Annotated in this window: 15 protein-coding genes; 5 read left to right on the forward strand and 10 right to left on the reverse strand. The window is 73.3% G+C overall.

Annotation, left to right across the window (positions count from 1 at the left end):
• Nucleotides 1–111: 111 nt before the first annotated feature.
• From ABZ924_RS27060 to ABZ924_RS27095, 8 genes are all read right to left on the reverse strand, one after another.
• Nucleotides 112–1,446: a hypothetical protein gene (locus ABZ924_RS27060; RefSeq protein WP_361914980.1), complete on the reverse strand. Its 1,335-nt coding sequence runs from the start codon at nt 1,444–1,446 to the stop codon at nt 112–114.
• Between the two features lie 274 nt (nt 1,447–1,720).
• Nucleotides 1,721–2,758 carry a BadF/BadG/BcrA/BcrD ATPase family protein gene (locus ABZ924_RS27065; protein ID WP_361914943.1) on the reverse strand — a complete coding sequence of 346 codons (1,038 nt, stop codon included), beginning with the start codon at nt 2,756–2,758 and terminating at the stop codon, nt 1,721–1,723.
• Nucleotides 2,749–4,047, reverse strand: coding sequence for a 6-phospho-beta-glucosidase (locus ABZ924_RS27070; RefSeq protein ID WP_361914983.1), 1,299 nt, complete (start codon nt 4,045–4,047; stop codon nt 2,749–2,751). The genes ABZ924_RS27065 and ABZ924_RS27070 overlap by 10 nt, the downstream gene beginning before the upstream one ends.
• 11 nt (nt 4,048–4,058) lie before the next feature.
• Nucleotides 4,059–4,919 carry a carbohydrate ABC transporter permease gene (locus ABZ924_RS27075; protein ID WP_361914986.1) on the reverse strand — a complete coding sequence of 287 codons (861 nt, stop codon included), beginning with the start codon at nt 4,917–4,919 and terminating at the stop codon, nt 4,059–4,061.
• A 41-nt stretch (nt 4,920–4,960) separates the two neighbouring features.
• A complete protein-coding gene (locus ABZ924_RS27080) occupies nt 4,961–5,917 on the reverse strand; it encodes a sugar ABC transporter permease (RefSeq protein WP_361914946.1) in 957 nt (318 codons plus the stop codon).
• An 8-nt stretch (nt 5,918–5,925) separates the two neighbouring features.
• On the reverse strand, nt 5,926–7,272 hold the full coding sequence (locus ABZ924_RS27085) for an ABC transporter substrate-binding protein (RefSeq protein WP_361914948.1): 1,347 nt from the start codon (nt 7,270–7,272) through the stop codon (nt 5,926–5,928).
• 101 nt (nt 7,273–7,373) lie between these two features.
• Nucleotides 7,374–8,972, reverse strand: coding sequence for an ROK family transcriptional regulator (locus ABZ924_RS27090; RefSeq protein ID WP_361914951.1), 1,599 nt, complete (start codon nt 8,970–8,972; stop codon nt 7,374–7,376).
• Between the two features lie 130 nt (nt 8,973–9,102).
• Nucleotides 9,103–10,245: a mechanosensitive ion channel family protein gene (locus ABZ924_RS27095; RefSeq protein WP_361914954.1), complete on the reverse strand. Its 1,143-nt coding sequence runs from the start codon at nt 10,243–10,245 to the stop codon at nt 9,103–9,105.
• A 203-nt stretch (nt 10,246–10,448) separates the two neighbouring features.
• On the opposite strand from ABZ924_RS27095, the gene ABZ924_RS27100 reads away from it, so the two are divergent.
• The gene (locus ABZ924_RS27100; RefSeq protein WP_361914957.1) at nt 10,449–10,979 is read left to right on the forward strand and encodes an HNH endonuclease; all 531 of its coding nucleotides are present in this window, start codon (nt 10,449–10,451) and stop codon (nt 10,977–10,979) included.
• A 978-nt stretch (nt 10,980–11,957) separates the two neighbouring features.
• Here ABZ924_RS27100 and ABZ924_RS27105 read toward each other — a convergent pair.
• A complete protein-coding gene (locus tag ABZ924_RS27105) occupies nt 11,958–12,248 on the reverse strand; it encodes an MTH1187 family thiamine-binding protein (protein ID WP_361914960.1) in 291 nt (96 codons plus the stop codon).
• Nucleotides 12,245–12,628, reverse strand: a complete 384-nt coding sequence (locus ABZ924_RS27110) for a DUF3817 domain-containing protein (RefSeq protein ID WP_361914963.1) — start codon at nt 12,626–12,628, stop codon at nt 12,245–12,247. The genes ABZ924_RS27105 and ABZ924_RS27110 overlap by 4 nt, the downstream gene beginning before the upstream one ends.
• Nucleotides 12,629–12,849: 221 nt before the next feature.
• On the opposite strand from ABZ924_RS27110, the gene ABZ924_RS27115 reads away from it, so the two are divergent.
• The 4 genes from ABZ924_RS27115 to ABZ924_RS27130 all read left to right on the forward strand — a co-directional run bounded on the left by ABZ924_RS27115 (nt 12,850) and on the right by ABZ924_RS27130 (nt 15,508).
• Nucleotides 12,850–13,488, forward strand: a complete 639-nt coding sequence (locus ABZ924_RS27115) for an AIM24 family protein (RefSeq protein WP_361914966.1) — start codon at nt 12,850–12,852, stop codon at nt 13,486–13,488.
• The gene (locus tag ABZ924_RS27120; RefSeq protein ID WP_361914969.1) at nt 13,488–14,138 is read left to right on the forward strand and encodes an AIM24 family protein; all 651 of its coding nucleotides are present in this window, start codon (nt 13,488–13,490) and stop codon (nt 14,136–14,138) included. Before ABZ924_RS27115 ends, ABZ924_RS27120 begins: the two co-directional genes overlap by 1 nt.
• On the forward strand, nt 14,135–14,968 hold the full coding sequence (locus ABZ924_RS27125) for an AIM24 family protein (protein WP_361914972.1): 834 nt from the start codon (nt 14,135–14,137) through the stop codon (nt 14,966–14,968). The genes ABZ924_RS27120 and ABZ924_RS27125 overlap by 4 nt, the downstream gene beginning before the upstream one ends.
• A 63-nt stretch (nt 14,969–15,031) precedes the next feature.
• Complete coding sequence (locus ABZ924_RS27130) at nt 15,032–15,508, forward strand: MarR family transcriptional regulator (protein WP_361914989.1); 477 nt, start codon at nt 15,032–15,034, stop codon at nt 15,506–15,508.
• The last annotated feature ends 133 nt before the right edge of the window (nt 15,509–15,641 follow it).

Here is a 15,641-nt window from a genome sequence, read left to right on the forward strand (position 1 = left end):
CGATCCGGCGCAGCCCCGACGGGCGGGCCTCTCCGCCGGTCTCCCCGCCGGTAGGGCCGTCCCCGGCGCCGCGGTGTCCGTCCTCGCGCCCCACGCGTATCCGCATCGCTGTCACCTGTACTCCGAAAGCCGGCGCCCGATGCCGAGCAGCGCCGCCGCGGCGCCGACGACCGCCAGGGCCGCCGAACCCGTCTCCAAGCCACCCAGCGCGCCCAGCCCGTCCCGGGCCGCACCGGTGAACTCCTTCTGCTCGTGGGCCAGCGCCTGCTCCAGCGAGGCGTCCACGGTGTCGAACGAGGCCCCGCTGCTGTCCTTGTGGTCCTTGTCCCCGATGACCTGGGGCAGCGCGTCCTGGTAGTCGCCCTTCAGGTCCGTCTCGCGGGCGGCCGCGTGGCGCTGCTTCCACTGCCGTACGCCGTCCGCCGCGCGGGCGACCGGCTCGCGCCCGCTGTCGTCGTCGGCGAGCCGCAGCGCCTCGGCCAGGCCCGCGTCCAGGTCCTTCATGTTGGCCGTGAAGTCCACGTCGTACTTGTCGGACTTCTTGTCCGCGGCGAGGACGGCGCCCCGCGCGATCAGCGTCAGGTTCTCGTTCGCCCGCGCCTGGAGCGAGGCGATCCGGGCGTCGTTGAGCACCTTCAGCGACTCCTGCCCGCCGGTGCGCGCCTCGGCCAGGTCCGACCGCGCGACCGCGTGCCCCACGGCCAGCCACAGCAGGACCACCAGCGAGGCCGCCGTCGCCGCGAGCAGGCCGTGGTTGAGGACCCGGTTCGTGCGGTGGTAGTTGCGCCGCTGCGCCCAGGCCAGCGCGGCCAAGGCGAGCAGCCCGGCGCCGAGCGAGGCCAGCGGCAGGGAGCGGGCGTCGTCGTAGTCCGTGTAGAGCCGGCCCGTCTCCGCCTCGTAGAGCCGCTGCGCCGCGGGCAGCAGCTGGGTGCTCATCTGCTCGTTGGCGTACCGCAGGTAGGCGCCGCCGAGCGGCAGGCCCTGCTTGTTCGTGGCCCGCGCCTGCTCTATGAGGCCGGTGTAGCGGGGCAGCTGCTCGCCCAACAGGGCGATCTGCTTGCGGGACTCCTCGTCGGCCCGGGTGTTGGCGGCCGCGTTCACCAGCAGCCGGGAGGCGTTGGCGATGTCCTTCTCGTACCGCTGGCGGACCTCGCGCGGCTCGTCCCCGCCGGCGAGGAAGCCGCTGGAGGAGGCCGTGTCGGCATCGGCCAGCGAACGGTAGATGCTCGCCGCGTCCGCGCTGAGCGGCTGGCTGCGGCCCACCACGTCGTCCGCGGCGCCGACCCGGTCCGCGATCTGCCACACCGTCACCGCGCCGAACAGCAGCACCAGGGCGGCGAGGACCGCGCCGATGATGCGCAGCCGGCCCGGCTCGGTGGTCGCCGCAGCGCGCAGCCGCTCGACGCCCTCGGCCCAGGCCGTGGCGGGCCGGGGCGGGCCCGGCAGCGACCCCGCCGGGCCCGCCGGCGGCCCGGCGACCCCGCCGGGTGCGGGCGCGCGTGATGTGATGGCCACCGTGACCTCCCCCTAGCACCTGACGTCCCCCGGCTGTGGCCGGGAGCAACCCCCATCGCAGCAGTATGGCCGGAGCGGCGGCCGACCACAGCACCCGGTGCCGGATCGGGAAGATCCACCGCCCGCGGCAGCCCGCCACCCCTTCCCCGTCAATACGCCCCCGCGCCCCGCCGCGGTTCCCGACGCGCGGCCGCCCCGGGCAGGTTCACCCGAACCGGTCACACAGCCTGGCGTGCGCGGCGGGCGGCGCACCCAGCGCGTCCAGGCCCAGCAGCGCCGCGCCCAGCACCGGCGGCGCCGACACCACCGACACCCGGGCCAGCGGCGCCCGCTCGGCCAGCCCCGCCGCGATCCGCCCGTCCAGCTGGGCGTGCCCGGCCGTGAGCACCCCGCCGCCCAGCAGTACCGGGACCTCCTCGGCGAGCAGCTCCAGCCGGGCCAGCGCCACCGACGCCAGCGCCACCACCTCGTCCGCCTGCCGCTCCACGAGCGCCGCGGCGACCGGATCGCCCGCCGCGGCCACCGAGAACAGCACCGGCACCAGCTCGTGCGTCCGCCCCGCCGCGATGTGCCCCAGGTGCAGCGCCTCGATCAGCGCCGCCATGGAGCCGAGCCCGAAGTGCCCCGGCAGGGCCGCCGCCAGCCCGGTCGGCCCGCCGCGGCCGTCCTCGGCCCGGGAGGCCCACCACAGCGCCTCGGCCGCGAGGTGGCCGCCGCCGCCCCAGTCGCCGGAGATCGTCCCGACCGACGGGAACCGGGCCGTGCGCCCGTCGGGCAGCATGCCCACGCAGTTGATCCCGGCCCCGCACACCACCGCGACCCCGCGCGGCCCTCGTGCCCCGTCAGCGGCCTTGGCCTCCTGGGCCCGCTCGGCCGCCGCCAGCCCGGCCCGCAGGATCGCGAAGGTGTCGTTGCGGACCAGGGTGGCCGCACCCCAGCCGCGCGCCCCCAGCGCCTCGGCGAGCCGCTGCTCCTCCACCGGGAAGTCGGCGTTGGCCAGGCAGGCCGCCACCTGGTCGGCGTACGGGGCCCCCGGCGCGCAGGGCGCCAGCCCGGCCGCCGCGGCGGCCCGCTCCACCGCCTGCGCCAGGACGTCCACGGCCGCCGCGGTGCCGGTGCGGTGCGGCTGGAAGCCGCCGGAGCGCCCGGTGCCGAGCACCGAGCCGTCCGCCGCGATCAGCGCGGCGTCCGTCTTGCTGTTGCCCGCGTCCACGGCGAGGACGGCGGGCCGCCTCACGCCCATGGCAGGTACTCCCTGTTGTGCGCGAGCAGCCGGTCCGTCAGCCCCTCGGCCAGGTCGAACTGGCCGATCAGCGGGTGCGCCAGCAGCGCCTGGAAGACCCGCTCCCGTCCGCCGCGCAGGGCCGCGTCCAGCGCGAGGTCCTCGTACGCCGCCACGTGCCCGATCAGTCCGGCGTACAGCGGGTCCGGGCGCGGCACGGCCAGCGGCACCGGCCCGGACCGGTCGACCCGGGCCTGCACCTCGACCACCGCGTCGTCCGGGAGGAACGGCAGGGTCCCGTTGTTCAGCGTGTTGACCACCTGTACGGACGGCCCGTCCGCGCCCTCCGGCCCGTCCGCGTCCTCCGGCCCGCCGCCCAGCAGCGCCGCCGCCAGGTCCACGGCCGCCTCCGAGTAGAAGGCCCCGCCCCGCTTCGCCAGCAGCTGCGGCTTCTCGTCCAGCGCCGGGTCCGCGTACAGGGCGAGCAGCTCCCGTTCCATGGCCGCCACCTCGGCCGCCCGGGACGGCTTCTCGCCGAGCTCCCGCACCACCTCGTCGTGCGCGTAGAAGTACCGCAGGTAGTACGAGGGCACGACACCGAGCCGGTCCAGCACCGGGCGCGGCAGCCGCAGCTCCGCGGCGACGGCGTCCGCGTGCTCCGCCAGCAGCCCTGGCAGCAGGTCCTCGCCACCCGGCCCGCCCCGGCGCACCCCCATCTCCCAGGTGAGGTGGTTCAGGCCCACGTGGTCCAGGTGGAGTTCGCCCGGGGCGAGGCCGAGCAGCCGGGCGAACGTCCGCTGGAGCCCGATGGCGACGTTGCACAGCCCGACGGCCTTGTGCCCGGCCCGCAGCAGGGCCCGGGTGACGATCCCGACGGGGTTGGTGAAGTCGATGATCCAGGCGTCGGGGTTGGTGCGCCGGACCCGTTCGGCGATGTCCAGCACGACCGGGACCGTCCGCAGCGCCTTGGCGAGCCCGCCGGCGCCGGTGGTCTCCTGCCCGAGGCAGCCGCACTCCAGCGGCCAGGTCTCGTCGCGCAGCCGGGCGGCCTGCCCGCCGACGCGCAGCTGGAGCAGGACCGCGTCGGCGCCCTCGACGCCCGCGTCGACGTCGGCGGTGGTGGTGACGCGGGCCGGGTGGCCCTGGCGGGCGAGGATCCGCCGGGCCAGCGCGCCGATGGTCTCCAGGCGCTCGGCGGCGGGGTCGATCAGCACCAGTTCGCCGACCGGCAGGGTGCCGCTGAGCCGGGCGAACCCGTCGATCAGTTCGGGGGTGTAGGTGGAACCGCCGCCCACCACGGCGAGTTTCATGGTCACGGTCGCTAGCCTTTCACTCCGGTCAGGGTGACGCCTTCGACGAAGGCCTTCTGGGCGAGGAAGAACAGGACGATCACGGGGGCCATGACGAGCACGGTGGCCGCCATGGTGAGGTTCCAGTTGGTGTGGTGCGCGCCCTTGAAGGACTCCAGTCCGTAGCTGAGCGTCCAGGCGGCGGGGTTGTCCGAGGCGTAGATCTGCGGGCCGAAGTAGTCGTTCCAGGCGGCGAAGAACTGGAACAGGGCGACGGCCGCGATCCCCGGCCGCGCCATGGGTACCACGACCCGCAGCAGGGTGCGGACCTCGCCGCAGCCGTCGACCCGGGCCGCGTCGAGGTACGCGCGGGGGATGGTCAGCAGGAACTGGCGCAGCAGGAAGACGGAGAACGCGTCGCCGAAGGCCATCGGGACGATCAGCGGCCACAGGGTGCCGGACAGGTCGAGCTGCCGCGCCCAGAACAGGTACATCGGGATGACGACGACCTGCGGCGGCAGCATCATCATGGCGATGACCAGCAGCAGCGCCGCCCGCCGCCCGCGGAAGCGGAAGACGGCGAGCGCGTACGCGACGGGCACCGAGGAGACCACGGTGAGCAGCGTGCCGAGGCCCGCGTAGAGCAGGGTGTTGCGCCACCAGGTCAGGAAGCCGGGGGTGTGCCACACCTTCGCGTAGTTGCCCCATTCCCACGTACGGGGGACCAGGTCGCGGGTCAGTGCCTGCTGGTCGCCCATCAGGGAGGTGAGCAAGAGGAAGACGAAGGGCAGGACGAAGAAGAGGGCGGCGGCGACGGCGAGGGAGTGGACGGCGACCCAACTCAGCACGGCGTTGCGGGCGCCCGCGCGGGCGCTCCTGCGGGTGGCGGCCATGGCGGCGGTCCGGGCGGCAGTCCGCGCGGCGGTTCGGGGCATCAGTGCTCACCCGCCCCGAGCAGTCCGCCGCTGCGGCGCATCAGCAGGGCGGTGAAGGCCATGGAGAGGGCGAACAGCACGAGCGCGACGACGCAGGCGGCGCCGTAGTCGAAGCGCTGGAAGCCGAGGTTGTAGACGACCTGCGGCAGGGTCAGCGTCGACCGGTCCGGGTAGCCGGGCTCGAACTGCTGGCCCGAGCCGCCGATGACCCCGGCCGCCACCTTCCCGGCGACCAGCGGCTGCGTGTAGTACTGCATGGCCTGGATGATCCCGGTGACCACCGCGAACAGGACGATCGGCGCGATGTTCGGCAGGGTGATGTGCCGGAACCGCTGCCAGGACCCGGCGCCGTCCAGCTCGGCGGCCTCGTACTGCTCCTTCGGTACGTCGAGCAGCGCGGCCATGAAGATCACCATCAGGTCGCCCACCCCCCACAGCGCGAGGAGGGTGAGCGCGGGCTTGGACCAGTCGGGGTCGGTGAACCAGCCCGGCGCCGGCAGCCCGGCCTGCTCCAGCAGGCCGTTGACCGGGCCGGTGCCGGGGTTGAGGAGGAAGACGAAGGCCAGGGTCGCGGCCACGGGCGGAGCCAGGTAGGGCAGGTAGAACAGGGTCCGCAGCAGCCCGGCGCCGGTCTTGATCCGGGTGACGAGCAGGCCGGTGCCGAGGCCGAAGACGACCCGGCAGGCCACCGTCACCCCGACCAGCCACAGGGTGTTGCGCAGGGCCGGCCAGAACAGCGGGTAGTCGGTGAACACGTACGTCCAGTTGTCCGGGCCGTTGAACACCGGCGGCCGGAAGCCGTCGTAGCGGGTGAAGGCGAAGTACACGGTGGACAGGAGCGGGTAGGCGAAGAACACGCCGAACCCGATCAGCCACGGCGACAGGAAGGCGGCGGTCCGCAGCGCGGAGCGGCGGCGCTTGGCCCGCAGGGGGCGGGAGTGCGCAGGCAGGGCCATCGGAGGGGTCACCGCGCCTTCGCGATGTCCGTGTCGATCTGCCGGTCGGTCCTGGCCAGGCCCGCCGGGATGTCCGCCACCGCACCCTTCTCGACCCCGTACGCGAACTCCTCGAAGGTCAGCTGGTAGGTGCCGCCGTCGGCCTGGGCCGGGGTGGTGTTCGACTTCGGATGCCGGGCGATGTCGATGAACGTCCTGAACTCCGGGGTCACCTCCAGCGCCGGGGACTCCAGCGCGGCCAGCGTGGAGGGCACGTTGTGGATGGCGTTGGCGAACGCCACGACCGCCTCGGTGTCGGTGGTGAGGTACTTCACGAGCTCCCAGGCCGCGTTCTGCTTCCGGCTGCCCGAGGCGATGCCCACGACCGTGCCGGAGAGGTAGCCCTTGCCGTAGTCGGCGGCCTGCTCGTCGGGGACCGGGAGGGGCGCGGTGCCGATCTCGAACGGGACCCCGGCCTCCTTCGCCATGGCCGCCCGCCACTCGCCGTCGATCTGCATGGCGACCTTGCCCCGGTGGAAGGGGTGCTCGGCGCTCCACTCGTCGCCGAAGGTGCTGCGGTACTTCTCCAGGCGCTCGTAGCCGCCGAGCGCGGCGACCAGGTCCTTCTGCGCGGTCAGCATCCTCGCGAAGGCCGGGTCCCCGGCCAGGTTGGAACGGCCGTCCGGCCCGAAGTACGTCGGGCTCCACTGCGCGGCCAGGCGCACGGGCTTGGTCTCGTAGCCGTGGAAGGTGGGCATGATGCCGAGCTGCTCGTAGGAGTCGCCGCCGGCCCGGGTCAGCTTCTGCGCGACCTCGACGAACCGGCTCCAGGTCTTCGGCGGTTCGGTGATGCCGGCCGCCTTGAAGGCGTCCTTGTTGTAGACGAGGCCGTACGCGTCGCTCAGCAGCGGCAGCGTGCACTGGTTGCCCTTGAACTGCGTGTACTCGAGCAGGGTCGGGGGGAAGACCTTCGCCTTGTCGACGCCGGACTTGTGCAGGAAGGGGTTCAGGTCGGCGAAGGCGCCCGAGTTGCAGAACTTCCCGACGCTGTCGGTGGTGAAGGACGAGACCACGTCGGGGGCCTTGTCGCCGCCGGCGCGCAGCGCCTGGTTGATCTTGTCGTCGGTCATGTTGCCGGTGGCCTTGACCTTGATGTTCGGATGGGCCCGCTCGAACCGGGCGATGCTGTCCTCGATCGCCTTGGTCTCGCCCGGCGCGGACCAGCCGTGCCAGAAGGTGAGCGTGACCTCCTTGCCCGGGTCGTCGGCCGCGGCGGAGCCGGTCCCGCCCGTGCAGGCGGTGGCGAGCAGGGACAGGGCGGACAGCGCGGCGAACGCGGCGGCGGCCGCGGCGCGTGGACGGCGGTTCTTCGGCATGGCGGGGCTCGCTCTCTGCGGGAGGGGGAGGTGCGAGGGGCGCGTGCGCGGTGGAACGGGGGTGGTGCGGTGGCACGGGGCGCTGCCCCGGACCCCGCGCCTCAATCGCCGGCGGGGCTCGGGATGCCGGCGGGGCTGGGGCTGACGGTGGGACTGGGACTGGGACTGGGGCCGGGACTGGGACTGGGGCCGGGGATGTCGGACTCCCGGCTCGGGCGCCGGCGGAGCCGGTCGGGTGTGCGGGGCCGCGAGGTGTCGAAGACCTCGTCGCGGGTGGCGGCGAGGGCGCTCTCCAGGGCCCCGCGCAGCACGGGCCGCTCGCGCACGGCTCCGGACACCAGGCGCGGCCGGGACGGGGCCAGGTCGGCGAGCTCGGACTCGACCAGGGCGCGCAGCACGTCCCCGCCGGCCTCGGTCACCGCACCGGCGAGGACCACGAGCTCGGGGTCCAGTACGGACACCAGCGAGGCGAGCCCGGTGGCCAGCGCGGTGGCGTAGCCGCGCAGCAGCCGCAGGTACGCCCCTTCCGGCCGGGCGGCGGCCCGCCGCAGCAGGGCCACGGCCACGTCGACCTGCGCCCGGGCCGGGCCGGGAGCAGCAGCGGCGGGCGGTGCGGCGGGTGGTGCAGGGACCTGCGGCCCGACCGCGTCTGCGGGAGCTGCCGCGGGCAGCGCGCCAGGCGGTGCGGGGTCCTGCGGCCCGGCGGGGGCGGCGGGAGCTGCCGCGGGCGGGGCGGCGGCCTGCGTCGCGGCCGGGGCCCTGCTCCGGCGGGCCTTCGCCCCGGGCGGTGCAGCGGACGGTGTGCCCCCGGGCGGTGGTGTCGGGGCGGGCAGCGGCTCCGGTGGTTCGATGCCCAGGGCGGCCGCCAGGGCTGCCACTGCCTGGGCTCCGGCCAGGGCCTGGTAGCCGCCGGAGTTGACCCGGGCGACCTGCCGGACGAGCGGATGCCCCGGCACGGGCAGGAACCCGACCTCGCCCGCGCCGCCCGTCCAGCCGCGGTGCAGCCGGCCGCCGAGTACCAGGGCGGCGCCCAGGCCCTCCTCGTTCCACAGCAGGACGAAGTCCGCATGGCCGCGGGCCGCGCCGAGCCGCTGCTCGGCGAGCGCGGCGAGGTTCACGTCGTTCTCGTACGCGACCGGCATCGGCAGTGCCTCCGCCAGCTCCTCCAGGAGGCCGGGGGAGTGCCAGCCGGGGAGGTGCTCGGCGTAACGCAGGAGGCCGGTGTTCGGGTCGAAGGAGCCCGGGGTGGCGATGACGGCGCGGTGCAGGTCGCAGCGGGTCAGGCCGGCGTCGGCCGCGGCCCCGTCCAGCGCCGCCAAGACCCGCTCGACGGTCCCGGCCAACCCCGCCCCCTCCCCGGACGGCAGCTCGTACCGGCCGGTGACCGTGCCGGTGAGGTCGGCGACCGCGGCGAGGATCCGGCCCGGCGTGACGTCCAGTCCGGCGACGTGCGCGGCGCGCGGGTTGATCCCGTACAGCAGGGCGCTGGGGCCCGGGCGCCCGCCGGCGGTCCCGGCGGCCACGACGAGTCCGGCGGCCTGCAGGCGGCCCAGCAGCTGGGAGGCGGTCGGCTTGGACAGTCCGGTGAGGCGGCCGAGCCGGGTGCGGGAGAGGGGCCCGTGCGCGAGGAGCAGGTCCAGCGCGGCGCGGTCGTTGAGGGCGCGCAGCAGGCCGGGCGTCCCGGGGGTGGTGCCGGCCATGCGCGCCCTCCGTCCCGTCGGCGGCGAGAAACTGTTAGGTAAGTTTCCTTCCAGTTCTCTGGCGGTGTCAATGCCGCTGCCCCCGCAGGAACGGATCCTGCGGGGGCAGCGGCAGCAGACAGAGAGGGAGCTACTTGGTGATACGGGGCGAGGCGGGCTGCGGTATCGGGGCCACGGCCTGCGACTGCGGCGAGGCCGGGTTGGACAGGGCCGACGGGGCGGCCACCCCGGCCGCCGCATCGGCCGGGGCCTCCTCCTCTTCGGAGGCCGGCGCCGGCCCGCCGATGATCCCGATCCCGGCCTCGTCGAAGGCCTCCTTGAGCCGCCAGCGCAGCTCCCGCTCCACCGCGAACTGCTGGCCGGGCATCGTCTTCGCCGACACCTTCACCGTCATCGAGGCCAGCAGCACCTCCTCCAGGCCCAGCACCTCCACCGGGCCCCACAGGCGCTCGTCCCACGGGGTCTCCTTGGCCATGCCGTCGGCGATCTCCTTGACCACCTCGCGGATCCGGCCGAGGCTCTCCGACGGCTTGACCTGGATGCCCACGCCCGCCGTCGCCCAGCCCTGGCTCAGGTTGCCGATCCGCTTGATCTCGCCGTTGCGGACGTACCAGATCTCACCGTTGTCGCCGCGCAGCTTGGTGACGCGCAGGCCGACCTCGACGACCTCGCCCGAGGCCACGCCGGCGTCGATCTTGTCGCCGACGCCGTACTGGTCCTCGAGGATCATGAACACGCCGGACAGGAAGTCCGTCACCAGGTTCCGCGCACCGAAACCGATCGCCACACCGGCCACACCGGCACTCGCGAGCAGCGGGCCGAGGTTGATGTCCAGGGCCCCGAGCACCATCAGGCTCGCCGTCCCCAGGATCAGGAACGACGCCACCGAACGCAGCACCGAGCCGATAGCCTCCGAGCGCTGCCGGCGCCGCTCGGCGTTGACGAGCAGCCCGCCCAGCGCCGTGCCCTCGACCGCCTCGGCGCCGCGGTTCATCCGGCCTATCAGCTTCGTCAGCGACTTGCGCACCACCGAGCGGAGCGCGGCCGCGATCACCACGATCAGCAGGATCCGCAGGCCCAGGTACAGCCATCCGGCCCAGTTCTCCTCGATGAAACTGGCGGCGTTCGTGACGCTCTCGTGGGCCTCCTTCACCGACGCGGCGGGGTCCGGGGCGTCGGCTGCCAGGGGCAGCAGGGCGGCGGGCGGCCAGGACACGGCGGGTACCTCCAGGTGTAGCGGTCTGCCAGCGGACGGGAGTGCGGGGCAGACCATCCACACTAACGGGGCATTCCCGTGACCCCGTTGCCGTGTTCGAGGGAGAGACCAGGCTCACCTGGGGATGAAGGGACTGTGGTTGAAAACACTTCCGACCCGTTACGGGCGCGTGGTGGCGCTTCGACCAGCCGTAAGGAGAGACTGGAGAGCAGATCGTCCCGGCGCGAGCCACGCGCCGCCGGCGTACAAGGAGGCAGTCCGTGCCGCACGTCCTGGTCCTCAACGCGTCGTACGAGCCCCTCGGCGTCGTACCGCTCCGCCGCGCGCTCGTCCTCGTCCTGGAGAACAAGGCAGTCTCCCTGGAGGAATCCGGCGCCTTTCTGCACAGCGCGACACGGGTCGTCCCCGCGCCCAGCGTGGTCCGGCTCAAGCGCTTCGTGCGGGTCCCCTACCGGGGGCCCGTTCCGCTCACCCGTCGCGCGCTGTTCGCCCGCGACGGCGGCCGCTGCATGTACTGCGGCGGCGTGGCCACCAGCGTCGACCACGTGATCCCGCGCAGCCGGGGAGGGCAGCACGTGTGGGACAACGTGGTCGCGGCGTGCCGCCGGTGCAACCACGTCAAGGCCGACCGGCACCTGGTCGACCTGGGGTGGCGGCTGCGGCACCAGCCGGCTCCGCCGTCCGGGCTTGCGTGGCGGATCATCGGCACGGGCCACCGGGACCCCCGGTGGATGCCGTACCTCGAACCCTACGGCGCCCAGGACGCCCTGACCCGCACCGCAGCCTCCTGATCCCCCCGGCCCGGGGGTCGGCCGCCCGCGACCCGGCTACGCCTCAACCGCCGGCGAGGCTGGGTCCGGCTCCGCGGTCCGGCGTGCGCGCGAGGGAGCCGCTGCCTCAGGTCCGTCCCGCGGGCCCGTGCCGCGTCGCCTCAATCGCCGGCGGGGCTGACGGTGGCCTCCTGGCCGGGGGTTGGGCTGCCGCCCGCGGCTCGGCTTCGCCTTAATCGCCGGTTTCGCGGTGCTGGCGTGCGCGGGGAGCCGGTGGGTCGGGGCCGTTCCGCGGGCCCCTGCCGCGTCGCCTCAATCGCCGGCGGGGCTGAGGTTGGCCTCCTGGCCCCGGGTTTGGGCTGTCGCCCGTGGCTCCGCTTCGCCTCAAACGCCGGCGGGGCTGGGTTTGGCTTCGCCCTGCCCGCATACGGGCCGGGTTGGCTTCGCTCTGCCGCGCATGAGGGGTGGGGTTGGCTTTGCTTTGGCTGTATCCCGGGGCTGGGGTGGGGAGGTCGGCCGGGCGGGTGGGGTGTGGACACTGCGGTGGTGAGTCGAGGATGAGCGGTCACCGCCGGGTGCGCACCGGATGCGGCCAGGATCCGCGAGCCGAGACGAACCTCCGGAGTGGCCGCGCCCCACCCGCCCACCCAAGCGACCCCGCCCCAGGCCACCACCCCCAGCCCCGCCGGCGCTTGAGGCGCCCCGAAGCCGCGGGCGGCAGCCCGACCCCGGGGCCTGGGCACCACCCTCAGCCCCGCTGGCGCTTGAGGCGACGGAGCCGTGGGCGACGGCCCCAACCCCGGGCCAGGGGGCCACTGTCAGCCCCGCCGGCGTTTGAGGCGACCGCGGAGCCCGGCCGGCAGGCCGGACCCCGGACCAGGACTTCACCCCCAGCCCCGCCGGCGCTTGAGGCGCCCCGAAGCCGCGGGCGGCAGGCCAACCCCCGGCCAGGGGGCCACCGTCAGCCCCGCCGGCGCTTGAGGCAGGTTCGGCCCCCGGTCAGGACAGGTGGCGTTCTACCGTCGCCACCTTCGACGTCAGCCCGTCCACGACCCCCGGCCGGATGTCCGCCTTCAGGACGAGCGAGACCCGGGGCGCCCGCGCCTCCACCGCGGCGACGGCCCGCCGGACGACGTCCATCACCTCGTTCCACTCCCCCTCCACGGACGTGAACATCGCATCGGTGCGGTTCGGCAGCCCCGACTCCCGCACCACCCGCACCGCGTCGGCGACGTACTCGCCGACCTCTTCACCGACCCCGAGCGGGGTCACCGAGAACGCGACGATCATGCCCCGGCCGCCTCACGGGCCTCGCCCGACTCACGGGCCTCGCGCGCCTCACGGGCCGCCCGCGCCGCGACCACGCTGTCGGCCTCCTCGGCCTTGAGCAGCCGGTCGCCGTACAGCCCGCCGAAGGGGATCAGGGCCAGGACGAAGAACTTCGCCGCCTTCTTCCAGTGCCACTTCGCCTTGTTCCACACGTCCAGCAGGAACACCACGTAGATGAGGAACAGGATTCCGTGCAGGCCGCCCAGCGGCATCATCAGGTAGTCGACGTCCGAGATCCGGCTCAGCAGCGAGCCGAAGATCAGCAGGGCCGGGAACGACAGCGCCTCGGGTACGGAGACGAGGCGCAGCCGGTGCAGGGCGGAGGCGGTCTTGATGTCCATCAGCAACCTTCAGCAACCGTCGGGGGGAGCCCCGCCAAGGGGCCCGGGTGGGTCCGTCCCAGTGTCTCAGCCGCTTTGCCGGATCTTGACCGGGGGTCGGACCGCACGCACAGAGCGGAACAACTGCCCCAAGCCCGCCCCAAGCCCGCCCAGCCCACCGAGCCGCACATATCGGCCAAGGGCCCCTGTTCGCCTCAGCCCGCTGCCGATAACGTCTCCCCGTGGCTCAGTTCCGACTCCAAGGCAGCAAGGTGCTCGCCGTCGACCTGACCGGGGATGCCGTGAAAGCGAAGAACGGCTCCATGGTTGCGTACGACGGCCAGATGGCCTTCAAGAAGATGACCGGCGGCGGCGAAGGCCTGCGCGGCATGGTGACGCGCCGTCTGACCGGCGAACAGATGACCGTGATGGAGGTGCAGGGGCACGGCACCTGCTTCTTCGCCGACCGCGCGAGCGAGATCAACCTCGTCAACCTGCGCGGCGAGAAGCTGTACGTCGAGTCCAGCAACCTCCTGTGCACCGACGCCGGCCTGCGCACCGGCACCACGTTCACGGGCCTGCGCGGCGGGGCGACGGGCAACGGCCTGTTCACCACGACCGTGGAGGGGACGGGCCAGGCGGCGATCATGTCCGACGGCCCGGCCGTGGTCCTGCGCGTCAGCGCCCAGTACCCGCTGTCCGTCGACCCGGGGGCGTACATCGCGCACACCGGCGAGCTGCGCCAGTCCTTCCAGTCGGGGATCACCTTCCGCACCCTGATCGGCGAGGGCTCCGGCGAGGCGTTCCAGATCCGTTTCGAGGGCGAGGGCTTGGTGTACGTGCAGCCCAGCGAGCGCAACACCATCGGGGGCGACATCTGATGCCGTTCCGGGAGATCAACTCCAAGATGGTCGAGGCCCAGGTCGTCCCCGGGCAGACGCTGTACAGCCAGCGCGGCGCGATGCTCGCGTACCGCGGCGACGTGTCGTTCACGCCGAGCCTGACCGGCGGCCAGGGCGGGGTGCTGGGCATGATCGGGCGCCGCGTGGCGAACGAGCAGACCCCGCTGATGACGGTCGAGGGCAGCGGCACCGTGATGTTCGGCCACGGCGGCCACCACGTGCAGGTGATCAACCTGACGGGCGAGACGCTGTACGTGGAGGCGGACCGGCTGCTGGCCTTCGACGGCACCCTGCAGCAGGGCACGATGTTCATGGGCTCGCAAGGCGGTGTCATGGGCATGGTGCGCGGCCAGGTGACGGGCCAGGGCCTGTTCACCACCACCCTCAAGGGGCACGGCTCGGTGGCCGTGATGGCCCACGGCGGGGTCATCCAGCTCCCCATCACCCCGAACCGTCCGGTCCACGTCGACCCGCAGGCGTACGTGGCCCACCACGGGGACGTCAGGAACAAGCTCTCCACCGCGCTCGGCTGGCGCGACATGGTGGGGCGCGGCTCGGGCGAGGCCTTCCAGCTGGAGCTGTCGGGTCAGGGCGCCGTCTTCGTACAGGCCTCGGAGGAAAAGCTGTGAACTTTGGTCCCGTGATCGGCGGACCCGGTGGCGCCGGAAGTCCGACGGTCTTCGACCCGCACACCCTGCCCAGCGACGACAACGTGAACGCGTACACCTTCTGCGTGGAGCTCAAGGGGAGCCAGTGGTTCCTGCAGAAGGGCAAGATGATCGCCTACTACGGGCGGATCGAGTTCAACGGCATCGGCCACGGCCGCTTCGACCGGCTGCTGCGCACGAGCTTCCACTCGCCGCTGCACGCGAGCGACTGGGTGGTGGCGGAGGGCCAGGGCAAGATGCTGCTGGCCGACCGCGCCTTCGACGTGAACTCCTACGACCTGGACGACGGCAACCTGACCATCCGGTCGGGCAACCTGCTGGCGTACCAGCCCTCCCTCGCGCTGAAGCAGTCGATCGTGCCGGGTTTCCTCACGCTGATCGGAACCGGGAAGTTCGTCGCGGCGTCCAATGGTCCGGTGGTCTTCATGGAGCCGCCGCTGCGCGTGGACCCGCAGGCGCTCGTCGGCTGGGCGGACTGCCCGTCGCCCTGCCACCATTACGACCATGGGTACATGTCCGGCGTGATCGGCGGGCTGCGCTCGCTGACCGGCATCGGCGGCACCTCGGGCGAGGAGCACCAGTTCGAGTTCGTGGGGGCCGGGACGGTGCTGATGCAGTCCTCGGAGGCGCTGATGGCCGAGCAGTCGGTCGGGGTGGTCGGCGCGGAGCCGGGCATCCCGGGGGCCATGCCGGGACACGGCGGCGGGCACGGGCAGCAGGGACCGCTGGGGCAGCTGGGTGTCCGGATGCCGGGGCAGCTGGGTGACATCCAGCGGCGCCTCGGACTGTGATCTTCAGCTTTCCCTACTTTGTACGTCATTCAACTTCTTAGGTAGAGTTCATTCATGGAGACCATGGAGACCGAGACGGCCGTACGCTGGCTCACCGATGCCGAGCAGTGCACCTGGCGGATCCACCTGGACGTCAGCAGACTCCTGATGCACCAGTTGGAAAAGGATCTCCAGCCCTTCGGGCTCACCAACAACGACTACGAGATCCTCGTGAACCTCTCGGAGTCGGCGGACCACCGGATGCGGATGAGCGACCTCGCGACGTCGACGCTGCAGTCCAAGAGCCGGCTGTCCCACCAGATCACCCGGATGGAATCGGCCGGCCTGGTCGTCCGCGTGAACTGCGAGTCCGACCGACGGGGGCTGTACGCCGTCCTGACCGACGAGGGCATGGAGCTCATGCGGAAGGTCGCCCCGCACCACGTGGCGTCGGTCCGCCGGCACTTCATCGACCTGCTGCCGCCGGAGGCCCTGGCGGCGCTGCGGACCTCGCTGGAGCCGGTGGCGGACCACCTGCGCGACCAGCGCGGCAAGGGCTGACGCACCGGCGCCTCCCGGCCCGTCCCACAAGGGTCGCAAGGGTCGCTTCCGACCCTCGCGCATCGCGCGTAGACCCACAGCTCAAGGCCCGAACGCGACGGAGCCCCACCCCCGGCCGGGGGTGGGGCTCCGT

Source organism: Streptomyces sp. NPDC046876, from assembly GCF_040645035.1.
In the GTDB taxonomy this organism is placed as follows: domain Bacteria; phylum Actinomycetota; class Actinomycetes; order Streptomycetales; family Streptomycetaceae; genus Streptomyces.

Excerpts from the sequence above, each read along its gene's own strand:
- ABZ924_RS27065 (WP_361914943.1), bottom strand. The coding sequence starts at position 2,758 with ATGGGCGTGAGGCGGCCCGCCGTCCTCGCCGTGGACGCGGGCAACAGC.
- ABZ924_RS27070 (WP_361914983.1), bottom strand. The coding sequence starts at position 4,047 with ATGAAACTCGCCGTGGTGGGCGGCGGTTCCACCTACACCCCCGAACTG.
- ABZ924_RS27075 (WP_361914986.1), bottom strand. The coding sequence starts at position 4,919 with ATGGCCGCCACCCGCAGGAGCGCCCGCGCGGGCGCCCGCAACGCCGTG.
- ABZ924_RS27080 (WP_361914946.1), bottom strand. The coding sequence starts at position 5,917 with ATGGCCCTGCCTGCGCACTCCCGCCCCCTGCGGGCCAAGCGCCGCCGC.
- ABZ924_RS27085 (WP_361914948.1), bottom strand. The coding sequence starts at position 7,272 with ATGCCGAAGAACCGCCGTCCACGCGCCGCGGCCGCCGCCGCGTTCGCC.
- ABZ924_RS27090 (WP_361914951.1), bottom strand. The coding sequence starts at position 8,972 with ATGGCCGGCACCACCCCCGGGACGCCCGGCCTGCTGCGCGCCCTCAAC.
- ABZ924_RS27095 (WP_361914954.1), bottom strand. The coding sequence starts at position 10,245 with ATGGTCTGCCCCGCACTCCCGTCCGCTGGCAGACCGCTACACCTGGAG.
- ABZ924_RS27105 (WP_361914960.1), bottom strand. The coding sequence starts at position 12,248 with ATGATCGTCGCGTTCTCGGTGACCCCGCTCGGGGTCGGTGAAGAGGTC.
- ABZ924_RS27110 (WP_361914963.1), bottom strand. The coding sequence starts at position 12,628 with ATGGACATCAAGACCGCCTCCGCCCTGCACCGGCTGCGCCTCGTCTCC.
- ABZ924_RS27120 (WP_361914969.1), top strand. The coding sequence starts at position 13,488 with ATGCCGTTCCGGGAGATCAACTCCAAGATGGTCGAGGCCCAGGTCGTC.
- ABZ924_RS27130 (WP_361914989.1), top strand. The coding sequence starts at position 15,032 with ATGGAGACCGAGACGGCCGTACGCTGGCTCACCGATGCCGAGCAGTGC.